Genomic DNA, 14,118 nt, shown 5'->3' on the forward strand with positions numbered 1-14,118 from the left:
GCGTGTCAACTCCGGAGAATCCTTTCGGCCAGGTCCTGGTAGCGCTGGTCACCCCGTTCACCGCCGACGGCGAGGTCGACTGGCCCGGAGTCGAGAAGCACATCGACGACTGCATCGCCGCCGGAGCCGACGGCATCGTGGTGACCGGCACCACCGGCGAGACGAGCACTCTCACCGACCCCGAGAAGATCCGCCTCGTCGAGGTCGGTCGCTCCGTCGCTGCCGGCCGGGCGAAAATCATCACCGGAGGCGGATCGAACGAGACCGCGCACGCCATGCAGCTCGCCCGCCAGAGCGAGAAGGCGGGCGCCGACGGCAACATGATCGTGACGCCCTACTACAACAAGCCCACGCAGGCCGGCATTCTGACCCACTTCCGGATGATCGCCGACGCGACCGACCTGCCGGTCGTTCTCTACGACATCCCGGGGCGCACTGGCGTCCCGATCCGCTACGAGACGATCCTCCGTGCGGCGAAGCACCCGAACATCCTGGCGGTCAAGGATGCGAAGGGCGATCTCGCCGAGGTCAGCCGTGTGCTGAACCAGACCGACCTGATGTACTTCTGCGGAGACGACGCCAACGTGCTCCCCGAGCTCGCCATCGGGGCCACCGGTCTCATCGGCGTGACCGCGAACATCGCCGCCTCGCCCTACCGCACGATCGTCGACGCCGTGAACGCCGGAGACCTGCACGCGGCGACCCGCGCACACCAGCAGCTCGAGCCCCTCGTGCGGGCCGTGATGACGCATGTCCCGGGCACCGTCGCCGCGAAGTACATCCTCCACGGTCTCGGCCGGATCTCGTCCCCCCGCGTCAGACTCCCGCTCGTCGGGCCCGAGGAGTCCGAGGCCGCCCTCATCGAGGATGAGCTCGGCCTGGTCCGCGACATCCCGGGCGTCGACTTCCGCAACTTCCGCCCCGACCGCAACGCCGCGGCGGGCGGCGCGCTCCCGAAGGTCGCGGGCACCACCCGCTGACGCCGCTCGGTCGGCACGTCCGACGATCCCCGAGAAGGGGAGGGCGCATGCCCAGTGCCGAGATCGCCCCGCCTTGCGCCCGGCAGCCTCCGCATCATCCCCCTCGGCGGCGTGGGCGAGATCGGTCGCAACAGGACGATCTTCGAGATCGACGGCAAGATCCTGGTGGTCGACCGAGGCCTGAGCGGTAGGCCTCCCTCCACAGGCGCCCGTCTGGGCCAGGCTGTGCCGCCTCCGGCGCGGGTCACCGGTCTCGACCGGGGCGGCGGGTACGGTGGCAGCATGGCGACCAGTACCAAGACCACCTCGCGCGGGCGCAGCAGTAGCGCTCCACGCTCCGGCGCGCCGCGATCCAGCCGCGGCTCGGGCAAGGCGGCCGCCTCGACGAACACCGTCGCCTTCGAGGCGGCGCCCCGCACGAACCTCGCGGTCCGCGTCTGGATGAGCCTCGCCCATCTCGCCGGAGGCGCGGCGCGCGCTCTCGGCCCCGAGCGGCTCGCCAAGGAGGAGCGCCGCGACGGCGTTCCCTTCCTCCTCCTTCTGCTCGCGATCTCAGGGGCCGTGGTCGAGTGGTTCCTCGCGACGCATCCTGTCGCACTCGTGCTCGACGCCTGGACCTTCGGCGGGGTCTTCGGGCGTGTCGCCTATGTGCTGCCGGTGGTGCTGCTCCTCTTCTCCCTCTGGCTGTTCCGCCATCCGCGCTCGGTCGACGACAACGGCCGGATCGGCGTCGGCCTGACGGCCCTCTTGGTCGCCTCGGCGGGCCTCTGTCACGCGCATCTCGGTCAGCCGCAGCCCGGTCAGGGCATCGAGACGATGGCCGCGGCCGGAGGCGTCCTCGGCTGGCTGGTCGGCGCACCGCTCGCGGCGATCGCGACCGTCCCGGGCGCCACCGTGGTGCTCTCGCTCGTCATCCTGCTCTCGCTGTTCATCATCACGAAGACTCCGCCGAACCGCGTCGGCGCACGCTCGCGCGAGCTCTACGGCTACCTCTTCGGCGCCCCCGTGCTCGACGACGAGGAGAGGGCCCGCCTGAAGGCTGAGCGGGCGGCGGCGAAGGCCGCGGCCAAGGCGGAGGCGGAGCAGGAGGCGCAGGCGCAGCAGGACGGCGGCGATCTGCCCTGGTGGCGGCGGACCGAATCCGGTCGCGAGGACGAGCCGACAGCGCAGACCGAGCTCCCCATCGAGTCCTTCACCGAGGTGATCGAGGGCTCCAAGCGACCGGGCGGTCGAGCGAAGGGCTTCGACACCACCCTGGAGGAGCGTGACGCGCCGGCCGATCCGCCCACCCGGCCCACCGCGACCGAGGTGCTCGTCGATGCCGAGACCGCGCTCGCGCGCCGCGGTCCGAGCGTGGCGGCCGGCGGTCTCACCGGGGTGGTCGATGACGACGCGACCGACGTCATCCGCCTCGACGACCTGGACGTCGCGCCCGCCGTGCCGGTCCCACCCGTCATCGGGACGGGCCCCATAGCGCCTCTCGTCGAGGTCGACCCGACGGCCGACTTCGACTCGTCGTTCGAGGACGACGCGCCCTATCGTCTGCCCTCGGCAGCGGCCCTCTCGACCGGTACTCCATCGAAGGCGCGCTCCGCCGCCAACGACGAGATGGTCCGCGCCATCACGGAGGTTCTGCAGCAGTTCAACGTCGACGCCACGGTCACGGGCTTCTCGCGCGGCCCGACAGTGACCCGCTACGAGATCGAGCTCGGCCCGGGCGTGAAGGTCGAGCGCGTCACGGCGCTCAGCAAGAACCTCTCCTATGCCGTTGCCAGTAACGAGGTGCGCATCCTCTCGCCGATCCCGGGCAAGAGCGCCATCGGTGTCGAGATCCCCAACACCGACCGCGAGATCGTCTCGCTCGGCGACGTCCTGCGCTCGCCGGCCTCGACCACCTCGACCCATCCGATGACGATCGGTGTCGGGAAAGACGTCGAGGGCGGTTACGTCGTGGCGAACCTCGCCAAGATGCCCCACCTCCTGGTCGCCGGGTCCACCGGCTCCGGCAAGTCGAGCTTCGTCAACTCCATGATCACGAGCCTCCTGATGCGGGCCCGCCCGCAGGACGTGCGCATGGTGCTGATCGACCCCAAGCGCGTCGAACTGACCATCTACGGCGGCGTGCCGCACCTCATCACTCCGATCATCACGAACCCCAAGAAGGCCGCCGAAGCGCTGCAGTGGGTCGTGAAGGAGATGGACATGCGCTACGACGACCTCGCGTCGTTCGGTTTCCGTCACATCGACGACTTCAACGCGGCGGTGCGCGGCGACGAGATCACGCTGCCGGCCGGCAGCAACCGCGTGCTCAAGCCCTACCCCTACCTCCTCGTCGTCGTGGACGAGCTGGCCGATCTGATGATGGTCGCGCCACGCGACGTCGAGGACTCGATCGTCCGCATCACCCAGTTGGCACGAGCCTCCGGCATCCATCTGGTGCTCGCGACGCAACGCCCGAGTGTCGATGTCGTGACCGGTCTGATCAAGGCCAACGTGCCGAGCCGTCTGGCTTTCGCCGTGACGAGCGTCACCGACTCGAGGGTCATCCTCGACCAGCCCGGCGCCGACAAGCTGATCGGCCAGGGAGACGGTCTGTTCCTCCCGATGGGCACCAACAAGCCGATGCGGGTGCAGGGCGCCTGGGTCCGCGAGGACGAGATCGCCAAGGTCGTCGAGCACGTGACCCGGCAGGCGCAGCCGGAGTACCGCCAGGACATCACCGTCCAGGCGCAGCGCAAGGAGATCGATTCGGACATCGGCGACGACCTCGAGCTGCTCATGGCGGCGGCCGAACTCGTCGTCAGCACGCAGTTCGGGTCCACCTCCATGCTGCAGCGCAAGCTCCGTGTCGGCTTCGCCAAAGCCGGTCGCCTGATGGACCTGCTCGAGTCGCGAGAGGTCGTCGGTCCCTCCGAGGGATCGAAGGCTCGCGACGTGCTGGTCACGGCCGAGCAGCTCCCGGGGGTGCTGGCACGGATGCGCGGCGAGGAGCCCGGCGAGGCGGCCTCGGCCCCGTCCGCCGTCGCGCCCGATCCCTACGCAGACCCCCTGGCAGAGCCCTCGGGGCCCGTCGCCACCGACTACCACGACGACGAAGGCTCGGGCGAGGACGCCTGGGGCCTGACCGGACGCGAGTGACCGCCCCGGCTGCTCCCGACACGACCACGAACGGCGGAGCACGATGAGCACCCCCACGGCACCCTCCTCGGCCCGCTCGGGCAACTGGAACCTGCCCAACGCGATCACGGTGGTGCGCATCCTGCTCGCTCCGATCTTCTTCTGGCTTCTCCTGGCCGACAACGGAGAAGACGGCGGTCTGCGCATCGCAGCGGCGCTGCTGTTCATCGTGGCGATCGCGACAGACGGGATCGACGGCCACATCGCGCGCAGCCGCGGCCTCGTCACCGACCTCGGCAAGCTTCTCGATCCGATCGCCGACAAGGTCCTGACCGGCGCCGCACTCGTCGGACTCTCCCTCCTCGCCGAGCTGCCGTGGTGGGTCACTCTGCTGATCCTGGTGCGCGAGATCGGCATCACGGTGTTCCGGATGGCCGTGCTCTCCGACCGGGTGATCCCTGCCTCCCGAGGCGGCAAGCTCAAGACGATCGTGCAGTCGGTGGCGATCTCGCTCGCGCTTCTGCCGCTGTGGGTCGTCCTCGGCGAGTGGGTGCACTGGCTGAACGGCATCACGATGACGGCCGCTGTCGTGCTCACCATCGCGACGGGGATCGACTACCTGGCCGATGCTGCTCGGCAGAGCCGCGCTGCACGCGCGCGGCCGTGACGCCCCCGGAGCTGATCGCCGAGCTCCGTCGGCGCGGTGTCGGCCTCGCGGTCGCGGAATCCCTGACCGGTGGCGCGCTCAGTTCGGCCCTCGTGGAAGTGCCGGGCGCCTCCGCGGTCTTCCGAGGGGGAGTGGTGAGCTACGCGACCGAGCTCAAGCACCGCCTCCTCGGGGTCGACTCCGATCTTCTCGCTGCGGAGGGTCCGGTGCACCCGATCGTGGCCGTCCAGATGGCGCGGGGCGCCGCGTCCCGTCTCGCCGCCGAAGGACAACCGACGCTCGGCCTCGCCACGACGGGCGTTGCGGGTCCGGATCCGCAGGGGGACGCGGTCGTCGGCACCGTGTTCGTCGCCGCGGTCTTGGGGAACGAGGAGCTCGTGCGCGAACACAGGTTCGCCGGCGATCGAGCCGACGTCCGATCGGCGGCGGTCGTCGCAGTCCTCGCCCTGGCCCGCGAAGCGCTCGCTCCGACCGCGTGAGGCGGATCCTCAGGCGCGCGCGGCCTCTGCGCGGAATGCGCTGCGTTGCGGCCCGGTTACAACTGGTGTCGCTCACACGCAAAGTCCAGTCATCCGGTATTAGAGTCGACGCAAGACGAACCGGGTAGTGAACAGCTATCCGGTTCTCTCGTCCCAGCCCCCCGATCACCTCTCCCGTCCTCCCTGGCCGGGCGTGTGCTCACGGAGCAGGTGCGCGACAAGCGGTTGACGTGGAGAAGGAGGGTCCAGTGGTTCTAGTTCGTCAGGAGATCGGCGATGTCCTCAGGGACTTTCGCCTGCAGAAAGGTCGTACACTCCGTCAGGTGGCGAGCAAGGCGAGCGTTGCGCTCGGCTACCTGAGCGAGGTCGAACGTGGTCAGAAGGAGGCCTCCTCGGAGATCCTCGCATCTGTCGCCGACGCCCTCGACACCCCCATCTCGGTGATCATGCGCGAGGTCGGCGATCGTCTCGCCGTCATCGAGGGCATCGACACCATTCCCGACACCATCCCGGCCGACATGGTCGCCGGCTTCGACGCGGACCTCGTCACGCAGTAGCCGCCCGTTCCCTCCACTCACCGCACCCCGTTCCCCCCGAAGGGCGCCCAGGCTTAGGCCGGGCGCCCTTCGTCGTCTTCGGAGCAGAGCACGGGCGAGCGGCTACCGTGGGGGCATGCGGCTGAGCGAGTTCCGGCAACTGGTCGATGACGAGTTCGGCGGAGCGTACGCCCGCGTCCTCGTGTCGGACCTCGTCCTCACCGAACTCGGCGGGCGCACCGCCGAGCGCGCACTCAGCGACGGCACGGAGCCGCGCGAGGTCTGGCTCGCCCTCTGCCGCGCGAGCGATGTTCCTCAGTCGCGCTGGCACGGGGTGGATCCCAGGAAGCGGCACCGCTGAGTTCGGTCCCGAAGTCGCGTTCGACACGCCGAGCGGCCGTGTTCGAATCCGTGTTCGAACGGGTCTAGGCTCCTCCACAGAAGCAGGATCGGCTCCGTCTCCACGGAGTCGCTCTCGCACGGCCCCGATGTCGGTGGTCGGTCGTACCGTCGGAGACACCTGAACGGATCTGCTTCACCGTCTTGTCGCAGCCGGCCGGCACTGTCACTCCGACAGCCACCGGCATGTCGCGACAGCCTGTAGGCGGCACCACCACGAACACGAGAGCGAGACGGCCATGCCCAGTTCCTCCGACCGCGAGAAGTCCCTCGAGACTGCACTCGCCCAGATCGACCGCCAGTTCGGCAAGGGCGCTGTCATGCGCCTCGGCAGCGATGAGCGCGCCCCCGTCGAGGTGATCCCGACCGGTTCCATCGCGCTCGACGTAGCACTCGGCATCGGTGGGCTGCCCCGCGGCCGCATCGTCGAGATCTACGGCCCCGAGTCCTCCGGTAAGACCACCCTCACCCTGCACGCCATCGCCAACGCCCAGCGCAACGGAGGCATCGCTGCCTTCATCGACGCGGAGCACGCGCTCGACCCCGAGTACGCCAAGAAGCTCGGCGTCGACATCGACTCGCTCCTCGTGTCGCAGCCCGACACGGGCGAGCAGGCTCTCGAAATCGCCGACATGCTGGTGCGCTCGGGTTCGATCGACCTGATCGTCATCGACTCGGTCGCGGCCCTCGTGCCGCGCGCCGAGATCGAGGGTGAGATGGGCGACTCGCACGTCGGCCTCCAGGCCCGGCTCATGTCCCAGGCGCTGCGCAAGCTCACCGGTGGGCTCAACACCACGAACACCACGATGATCTTCATCAACCAGCTGCGCGAGAAGATCGGCGTGTTCTTCGGCAGCCCCGAGACGACCGCGGGCGGTAAGGCGCTCAAGTTCTACGCCTCGGTCCGCCTCGACATCCGGCGCATCGAAACGCTGAAGGACGGCACTGAGGCGGTCGGCAACCGGACCCGCGTCAAGGTCGTCAAGAACAAGATGGCGCCGCCTTTCAAGCAGGCCGAGTTCGACATCCTCTACGGCGTGGGCATCTCGCGCGAGGGCAGCCTCATCGACTTCGGTGTCGAGCACGAGATCGTCCGCAAGTCCGGTGCCTGGTACACCTACGACGGCGACCAGCTCGGCCAGGGAAAGGAGAAGGCTCGTCAGTTCCTCATCGACAATCCCGATGTTGCGGCCGAGATCGAGAAGCGCCTCCTGGTGAAGCTCGGCGTGATCGCCGACTCGAACGCGGCCGTCGAGGCCGCTCCGGTCGCGATCGAGACCAAGCAGCCCGTACGCAAGGGCGCCTAGCCCGTGCCCGATGAGGCCACGGAAGGAGCCGGGAGTCGTCCGGTGGCCTTCCTGCCCTGGGTCGATCAGGACTCGGCGACCGCGCATCCCGTCGACCGGGAGAGTCCGGCCGTTTCGTCGCCGAGGTCGGGCGGTGAGGGCGAGGCACGGTCTCTGCCCGGCCTCGCCTCCTCGGAGCGGATCGCGGAGCTCTCGGCCCACGTCGCTCGGCGGGCACCTGCGTTCGACGCTGTCGGAGAAGAGGGCGCCCCGGATGATTCCTCCTGGGTCGACTCCGACGAGGTCGAGCGGGAGGAGATCGATCCCGAGCAGGTCGCTGACCGCATCGTGCGAGGGCTCTCCCGCAAGAGCCTTTCGGTCGCCGAGGTCCAGGCCCGCCTCTACACCGAGGGCGTCGCCGAGAAGGACGCGGTGGACATCGTCGAGCGCTTCACCCGATTCGGCTACCTCGACGACCTCCGGATGGCGGAGCAGCTCGTCGCGTCCCTGCGCGACCGCAAGAAGCTGGGCCGCTCCTCCATCCAGCAGGAGCTGCGCAGTCGCAAGCTCGATCCTGACGCGATCGCATCGGCGCTCGACGAGCTCGACGGCGACGACGAGTACCGTACGGCTCTCGAGTTGGCTCGCAAGCGTCTTCCCAGCCTGCGTTCACTCTCGGACGAGGTCGCCGAGCGCCGGCTGACGGGCTTCCTCGCCCGCCGCGGCTATGCGGGAGCGCTGGTTCAGCGCGTTGTGCGCGAGACCGTTCGCTCTTCCGGCTCGGGCGTCCGCTTCCGGTGAGCGTCCCCGGGCCGGAGGGCGCGGCACGGCGCGTAGAATCCCACTCCATGAGCACGCCCGGTACCGCCCCGTCCTCCGTCGCCGACTCCCGGCCTCGGACCTACGAGGTCCGCACTTTCGGGTGCCAGATGAACGTCCACGACTCCGAGCGCCTCAGCGGCTCCCTCGAAGCGGCCGGTTACGTTCCGGCGGATGGGGTGGAGGCCGATGTCGTCGTGATCAACACCTGTGCCGTGCGTGAGAACGCCGACAACAAGCTGTACGGCAACCTCGGGCACCTCGCATCGGTCAAGCGGCGGCACGAGGGGATGCAGATCGCCGTCGGAGGCTGCCTCGCGCAGAAGGACAAGAACGTCATCCTCGAACGAGCCCCCTGGGTCGACGTCGTCTTCGGCACGCACAACATGGGCGCTCTGCCCAGCCTCCTCGAGCGCGCGCGGCACAACGACGAAGCACAGCTCGAGATCCTCGAATCACTGGACGTCTTCCCGTCTACCCTGCCGACCAAGCGCGACTCCACCTACAGCGGCTGGGTGTCGATCTCGGTCGGCTGCAACAACACCTGCACCTTCTGCATCGTGCCCTCGCTGCGCGGCAAGGAGAAGGACCGCCGTCCGGGCGATGTCCTCGCGGAAATCCAGGCGCTCGTGGACGACGGCGCGATCGAGGTGACCCTCCTCGGTCAGAACGTCAACTCCTACGGTGTCGAGTTCGGTGACAGGCAGGCGTTCTCGAAGCTGCTGCGCGCGGCGGGCACCATCGACGGGCTCGAGCGCATCCGCTTCACCAGCCCGCATCCCGCCGCCTTCACCGATGACGTGATCGACGCGATGGCCGAGACCCCGGCCGTGATGCCGCAGCTGCACATGCCGCTGCAGTCCGGTTCCGACCGCATCCTGCGGGCGATGCGGCGCTCCTACCGCTCCGACCGCTTCCTCGGGATCCTCGACCGCGTTCGGGCGCGCATCCCGAATGCCGCCATCAGCACCGACATCATCGTCGGCTTCCCCGGCGAGACCGAGGAGGACTTCCAGGAGACGCTCCGCGTGGTCGCGGAGGCGCGCTTCGCCTCGGCCTTCACCTTTCAGTACTCCATCCGACCCGGCACCCCCGCAGCGGGCCTGCCCGACCAGATCCCCAAGGCCGTTGTGCAAGAGCGTTACGAGCGCCTCGTCGCCTTGCAGGACGCGATCAGCGAAGAAGAGAACCGCGCGGTCGTCGGCCGCCAGGTCCAGGTCCTCGTCGCTACGGGCGAGGGCCGCCGCGACACCGAGACCCGTCGGCTGAGCGGGCGGGCGGAGGACAGCCGCCTCGTCCACTTCGACGTGCCGACCGGCTCCGAGCGGCCCCGCCCCGGCGATGTCGTCTCGGTGCTCGTCACTCGCGCTGCGCCCTTCTACCTGCTGGCCGATTCGCCGGACGGTGCGCCGTTGACGATCCGTCGCACGCGCGCAGGCGACGCCTGGGATCGCGCGCAGACCGAGTCGTGCGGAGCGCCCGCAACTGTCGGTGCGCCCGGCGCCCCCCGGGTCTCGCTCGGTCTGCCGTCGCTCCGGGTCCGCGGCAGCAGCACCCTGACGACGCCGATCTACGACGCCGCCGATGGCGAGCGCTGATCCTGCGGCTCGCGTTCCCCAGCTGATCGCGATCGTCGGCGCCACCGGTACGGGTAAGTCCGAGCTCTCCCTCGACCTCGCGGAGTCGGTGTGCGCGGACGGCGGGTCGGCCGAGGTCGTCAATGCCGACGCCATGCAGCTCTACCGCGGCATGGACGTCGGCACCGCCAAGCTTCTGCTTGACGAGCGCCGGGGCGTGCCGCACCACCTGCTCGACGTGCTCGACGTCACGGAGGAGGCCTCGGTCGCTCGCTACCAGCGCGAGGCGCGGGCCGCGATCGAGGGGATCCTCGCGCGGGGTGGGACGCCGATCCTTGTCGGCGGTTCCGGACTCTACGTCTCGAGCGTCCTCTTCGAGTTCTCCTTCGCCGGAACCGACCCGCAGGTCCGCCGACGGCTGGAAGAGACGGCGGAACGGGAGGGCCTCGGCGTCCTTACGGAGCGGCTGCGGAGGATCGACGCCGCCGTCGCCCAGCGGATCGGCCCGCACAACGCGCGGCGGATCATCCGAGCCCTCGAGATCGCCGAGCTGAACGGCGGAAGCACGCACAGCGGCCTGATGTCCGACGACCCCCTCGCGTGGCGGTCGGCGGCGATCCTGCTCCTCGAAGCGCCGCGCGACGAGCTGGTGCGGCGCCTCGACCGCCGCGTCGAACGGATGTGGGCCGGTGGCATGCTCGAGGAGGTCGAGGGTCTCGTCGCTCGCGGCATCGAGCGGGGCGTCACCGCGGGCCGCGCGATCGGCTACGCCCAGGCCCTGGCACAGCGTGCGGGCGATCTGACCGAGCAGGAGGCGATAGCGGCCACCCAGGCGCTCACGCGCCGATACGCCCGCAGGCAGAACAGCTGGTTCCGGCGGTACGCGGGCGCGCACCGCCTCCCGTACGACGCCCCCGACCTCGCGGCGCGAGCGCGCGCCGCCGCCCAGGTCGCCGTTGCGGCTCCTCGCTAGGCTGTGCGCCATGACCATCGAGCTGCACTTCACCAAGGGCCAGGGCACCGGCAACGACTTCGTGCTCTACAGCGACCCCGACGGTGAGGTCGAGCTCTCGCCCGCGCAGGTCGCGATGATCTGCGACCGCCATTTCGGCGTCGGCGCCGACGGAGTGATCCGGGCCGTCCGCTCGCGAGCACTGCCCGAGGGGGCCGTCGCGCTCGCGGAGGAGAGCGAGGCGGAGTGGTTCATGGACTACCGGAACGCCGACGGATCGGTCGCCGAGATGTGCGGCAACGGCATCCGCGTGTACGCCGCCTTCCTCCTCGCCGGTGGTCTCGCCTCCCTCGAACCCGGCGACACTCTGCCCATCGGCACCCGTGCCGGGGTCCGCGATGTGACCCGCAGTGGCGCCGGCTTCCAGGTCGACCTGGGACGCTGGCAGCTCGCCGGTGGCGAGCCGCTCGTCCGGGCGAAGGAGCTGAAGGTCGCGCGTCCGGGTCTCGGGATCGACCTCGGCAACCCTCACGTCGTCGTGGCGCTGAGCAACGACGAGGAACTCGACTCGGCCGACCTCACCTACATCCCGCAGCTCGAGCCCGAGCCGGCCGACGGCGCCAACATCGAGTTCGTGGTGCCGGGTGAGCCCCTCGTGCACGACGGCATCGGCCGCATCCGCATGCGGGTGCACGAGCGCGGCAGCGGCGAGACGCTGAGCTGCGGCACCGGTGCGGCCGCGGCGGCCCTGGCCGTGCGCTACTGGGCAGGGGCCCGTGCGCCTCAGTCCTGGCGCGTCGAGGTGCCGGGCGGCGTGCTGGGCGTCAGCATGTTCGCCACCGAGGAGGGCGAGCACGTCGGCCTCTCCGGCCCGGCCGAGCTCGTCTTCACCGGCACCATCCGCATCGACTGACCGGCCGACGCCGCTTCAGTCGAGTCGGGTGGTCCGGAGGACCCGGAAGCCCTTCGCGGAGGAGGAGCGCTCGACGTCGAGTCGTCCTGTGAACGCCTGCTCGAGCCAGCTCTGGAGCGAGTCGGAGCCGAGGTTGCGCTGCACGACGAGCCAGGCGTCGGCCCCTTCCTCGAGGCGGGGAAGCCAGCGCTCGAGCAGCAGGTGCAGCTCCTCCTTACCGATCCTGATCGGCGGGTTCGACCAGATGGTGCGGAAGCTGATGTCCTCGGGAACATCCTCGGGCAGCACCGCGTTGATGGTAGAGATGCCGAGTTCGTCGCAATTGCGACGAACGAGCTCCAGCGCACGCTGGTTGACATCGACCGCCCACACCCGGGCGTCGGGGGAGCCGAGGGCGAGCGCGAGAGCGATCGGCCCCCAGCCGCAGCCGAGGTCCAGCAGGTCGCCGTCGGCGGGAGCATCCGGAACAGCGCTCAGCAGGACACGGGTGCCGAGATCGAGGTGGCCGGGACTGAAGACCCCTCCGGCCGTCGTGACCTCGAGGTCGCGACCGGCCAGGCGGACCGGGATCCTGCGGGGCTTGAGATCACCGTCAGGAGTACTCGAGAAGTAGTGCTCGGCGGCCATGAGAAGTGAACCTATCAACACCTGAGGAGTTAGTGTTATCCGGATGACGGAAGACCTGAACGAGACCGGCACGACCGAGGGCGTCGACGTCGTCTCGAGGGTCCTGGCGAACGCGCAGTCGCGGTCGGCAGGGTACTCGCGCTTCGTCGCGGGCGGAGCCCAGGCGTTGCAGAGCACCGGCCAGGAGGGCGAGAACAGCGACGGCGAGCAGTTCGATCGCGATGACCGGCAAGCTCTGCGTCGCGTCGCCGGCCTCTCCACCGAGCTCGAGGACGTCACCGAGGTCGAGTACCGTCAGCTGCGACTCGAGAACGTCGTCCTGATCGGCGTGTACTCGCAGAACTCCCTCGAGGATGCGGAGAACTCTCTGCACGAACTCGCCGCCCTCGCCGAGACCGCTGGGGCGACCGTCCTCGACGGGCTGCTGCAGCGGCGCCCGCACCCCGACCCGAGCACCTATCTGGGCAAGGGCAAGGCGCAGGAGCTCGCAGCCCTCGTCGCGGCGCTCGGCGCCGACACGGTGGTCGCCGACACCGAGCTCGCCCCCAGCCAGCGCAGAGCCCTCGAAGACGTCGTGAAGGTGAAGGTGATCGACCGTACAGCGGTGATCCTCGACATCTTCAGCCAGCACGCCAAGAGCCGCGAAGGCAAAGCGCAGGTCGAGCTCGCGCAGCTCGAGTACCTCCTCCCTCGACTCCGCGGATGGGGCGAGTCGATGTCCCGCCAGGCCGGCGGTCAGGTCGGCGCCGGCGCAGGCATGGGCTCGCGCGGTCCCGGTGAGACCAAGATCGAGCTCGACCGCCGCCGGATCCACACGCGCATGGCGCGGCTGCGCAAGCAGATCACCGCGATGAAGCCGGCCCGGGAGGCGAAGCGCGCCAATCGCAAGCGCAACTCCGTCCCGTCGGTGGCGATCGCCGGGTACACCAACGCGGGCAAGTCGAGCCTGCTCAACCGGATGACGCACGCGGGCGTCCTGGTCGAGAACGCCCTGTTCGCGACCCTCGACGCGACCGTCCGCAAGGCGCAGACCAGTGACGGACGCCTGTACACGCTGGCCGACACGGTCGGCTTCGTCCGCGCGCTGCCGCATCAGCTGGTCGAGGCGTTCCGCTCGACGCTCGAGGAGGTGGCCGACTCCGATGTGATCGTCCACGTGGTGGACGCGTCGCACCCCGACCCCGCGGGGCAGATTGCCACGGTCCGCGACGTGATCGGCGAGGTCGGTGCGCGTACCATCCCCGAGATCATCGCCTTCAACAAGGCCGACCTGGTCGACGAGGGCACGCGCCTCGTGCTCCGGGGGCTCGCCCCGGACGCGGTCTTCGTGTCGGCGCGCAGCGGCGAGGGGATCGACGAGCTGGAGGCGAGGATCGCCGGGATCCTGCCCGAGCCGGACGTCGAGATCGATCTGCTCGTGCCCTACGACCGCGGTGACGTGATCTCGAATCTCCACCGCAGCGGCCGGATCCTCTCGACGCAGTACGTCGAGGGCGGCACGCGAGTGAGCGCCCTCGTGCACGCCGATCTCGCGGGCTCCCTCGCCCGATTCGCCGCGCCGCCCGCGGCAGTCGAGGCCTGATCCGCACTCGAAGCGCCCGTCTCGTCGAGGCGGGCGCTTCGTGCATCCCGGCGCGACACACGGCGTCACGCCGGTTCACAGATCGTCATGGACCTCGACGCCACCCCGCTGCCTTCCTACTCTGATCCGCGAGGCGCCATCCGGCGCACGGAGCGACAGCCGAGCCCGGCACCCGCCCGAACCC

Annotated in this window: 13 protein-coding genes; 12 read left to right on the plus strand and 1 reads right to left on the minus strand. The window is 69.8% G+C overall.

The window, feature by feature from the left end; all coding sequences use genetic code 11:
• Positions 1-2: 2 nt before the first annotated feature.
• The 11 genes from dapA (at position 3) to dapF (ending at position 11,725) form a co-directional block, all read left to right on the plus strand.
• On the plus strand, positions 3-980 hold the full coding sequence (gene dapA / locus GSU10_RS05595; RefSeq protein WP_068207530.1) for a 4-hydroxy-tetrahydrodipicolinate synthase: 978 nt from the start codon (positions 3-5) through the stop codon (positions 978-980).
• A gap of 282 nt (positions 981-1,262) precedes the next feature.
• Entirely contained in the window at positions 1,263-4,118 is a 2,856-nt protein-coding gene (locus tag GSU10_RS05600) for a DNA translocase FtsK (protein WP_132505657.1), read from the plus strand.
• A 43-nt stretch (positions 4,119-4,161) separates the two neighbouring features.
• Entirely contained in the window at positions 4,162-4,764 is a 603-nt protein-coding gene (pgsA, locus tag GSU10_RS05605) for a CDP-diacylglycerol--glycerol-3-phosphate 3-phosphatidyltransferase (RefSeq protein ID WP_068207527.1), read from the plus strand.
• Complete coding sequence (locus tag GSU10_RS05610; protein ID WP_132505630.1) at positions 4,761-5,243, plus strand: CinA family protein; 483 nt, start codon at positions 4,761-4,763, stop codon at positions 5,241-5,243. The genes pgsA and GSU10_RS05610 overlap by 4 nt, the downstream gene beginning before the upstream one ends.
• A gap of 248 nt (positions 5,244-5,491) precedes the next feature.
• Positions 5,492-5,800, plus strand: a complete 309-nt coding sequence (locus GSU10_RS05615) for a helix-turn-helix domain-containing protein (RefSeq protein ID WP_068207524.1) — start codon at positions 5,492-5,494, stop codon at positions 5,798-5,800.
• Between the two features lie 115 nt (positions 5,801-5,915).
• A complete protein-coding gene (locus tag GSU10_RS05620; RefSeq protein WP_068207521.1) occupies positions 5,916-6,140 on the plus strand; it encodes a DUF3046 domain-containing protein in 225 nt (74 codons plus the stop codon).
• Between the two features lie 277 nt (positions 6,141-6,417).
• Positions 6,418-7,485: a recombinase RecA gene (gene recA, locus GSU10_RS05625; RefSeq protein ID WP_068207518.1), complete on the plus strand. Its 1,068-nt coding sequence runs from the start codon at positions 6,418-6,420 to the stop codon at positions 7,483-7,485.
• A 42-nt stretch (positions 7,486-7,527) separates the two neighbouring features.
• The gene (locus tag GSU10_RS05630) at positions 7,528-8,265 is read left to right on the plus strand and encodes a regulatory protein RecX (RefSeq protein WP_158286134.1); all 738 of its coding nucleotides are present in this window, start codon (positions 7,528-7,530) and stop codon (positions 8,263-8,265) included.
• Between the two features lie 47 nt (positions 8,266-8,312).
• On the plus strand, positions 8,313-9,881 hold the full coding sequence (miaB, locus tag GSU10_RS05635) for a tRNA (N6-isopentenyl adenosine(37)-C2)-methylthiotransferase MiaB (protein WP_132505633.1): 1,569 nt from the start codon (positions 8,313-8,315) through the stop codon (positions 9,879-9,881).
• Positions 9,868-10,833: a tRNA (adenosine(37)-N6)-dimethylallyltransferase MiaA gene (gene miaA / locus GSU10_RS05640; RefSeq protein WP_068207515.1), complete on the plus strand. Its 966-nt coding sequence runs from the start codon at positions 9,868-9,870 to the stop codon at positions 10,831-10,833. The genes miaB and miaA overlap by 14 nt, the downstream gene beginning before the upstream one ends.
• 10 nt (positions 10,834-10,843) lie before the next feature.
• Complete coding sequence (gene dapF / locus GSU10_RS05645; protein WP_068207512.1) at positions 10,844-11,725, plus strand: diaminopimelate epimerase; 882 nt, start codon at positions 10,844-10,846, stop codon at positions 11,723-11,725.
• Positions 11,726-11,740: 15 nt separating this feature from the next.
• Here the strand turns inward: dapF and GSU10_RS05650 are convergent, their stop codons facing one another.
• Entirely contained in the window at positions 11,741-12,352 is a 612-nt protein-coding gene (locus GSU10_RS05650) for a class I SAM-dependent methyltransferase (protein ID WP_068207510.1), read from the minus strand.
• 43 nt (positions 12,353-12,395) lie between these two features.
• Between GSU10_RS05650 and hflX the strand changes: the two genes are divergently transcribed.
• Positions 12,396-13,934 carry a GTPase HflX gene (gene hflX, locus GSU10_RS05655; protein WP_132505636.1) on the plus strand — a complete coding sequence of 513 codons (1,539 nt, stop codon included), beginning with the start codon at positions 12,396-12,398 and terminating at the stop codon, positions 13,932-13,934.
• The last annotated feature ends 184 nt before the right edge of the window (positions 13,935-14,118 follow it).

The organism is Rathayibacter tanaceti, assembly GCF_009834165.1.
Classification (GTDB): domain Bacteria; phylum Actinomycetota; class Actinomycetes; order Actinomycetales; family Microbacteriaceae; genus Rathayibacter; species Rathayibacter tanaceti.

Coding starts and splice junctions, on each gene's coding strand:
- GSU10_RS05600 (WP_132505657.1), top strand. CDS start 1,263: ATGGCGACCAGTACCAAGACCACCTCGCGCGGGCGCAGCAGTAGCGCT.
- pgsA (WP_068207527.1), top strand. CDS start 4,162: ATGAGCACCCCCACGGCACCCTCCTCGGCCCGCTCGGGCAACTGGAAC.
- GSU10_RS05620 (WP_068207521.1), top strand. CDS start 5,916: ATGCGGCTGAGCGAGTTCCGGCAACTGGTCGATGACGAGTTCGGCGGA.
- recA (WP_068207518.1), top strand. CDS start 6,418: ATGCCCAGTTCCTCCGACCGCGAGAAGTCCCTCGAGACTGCACTCGCC.
- miaB (WP_132505633.1), top strand. CDS start 8,313: ATGAGCACGCCCGGTACCGCCCCGTCCTCCGTCGCCGACTCCCGGCCT.
- miaA (WP_068207515.1), top strand. CDS start 9,868: ATGGCGAGCGCTGATCCTGCGGCTCGCGTTCCCCAGCTGATCGCGATC.
- dapF (WP_068207512.1), top strand. CDS start 10,844: ATGACCATCGAGCTGCACTTCACCAAGGGCCAGGGCACCGGCAACGAC.
- GSU10_RS05650 (WP_068207510.1), bottom strand. CDS start 12,352: ATGGCCGCCGAGCACTACTTCTCGAGTACTCCTGACGGTGATCTCAAG.
- hflX (WP_132505636.1), top strand. CDS start 12,396: ATGACGGAAGACCTGAACGAGACCGGCACGACCGAGGGCGTCGACGTC.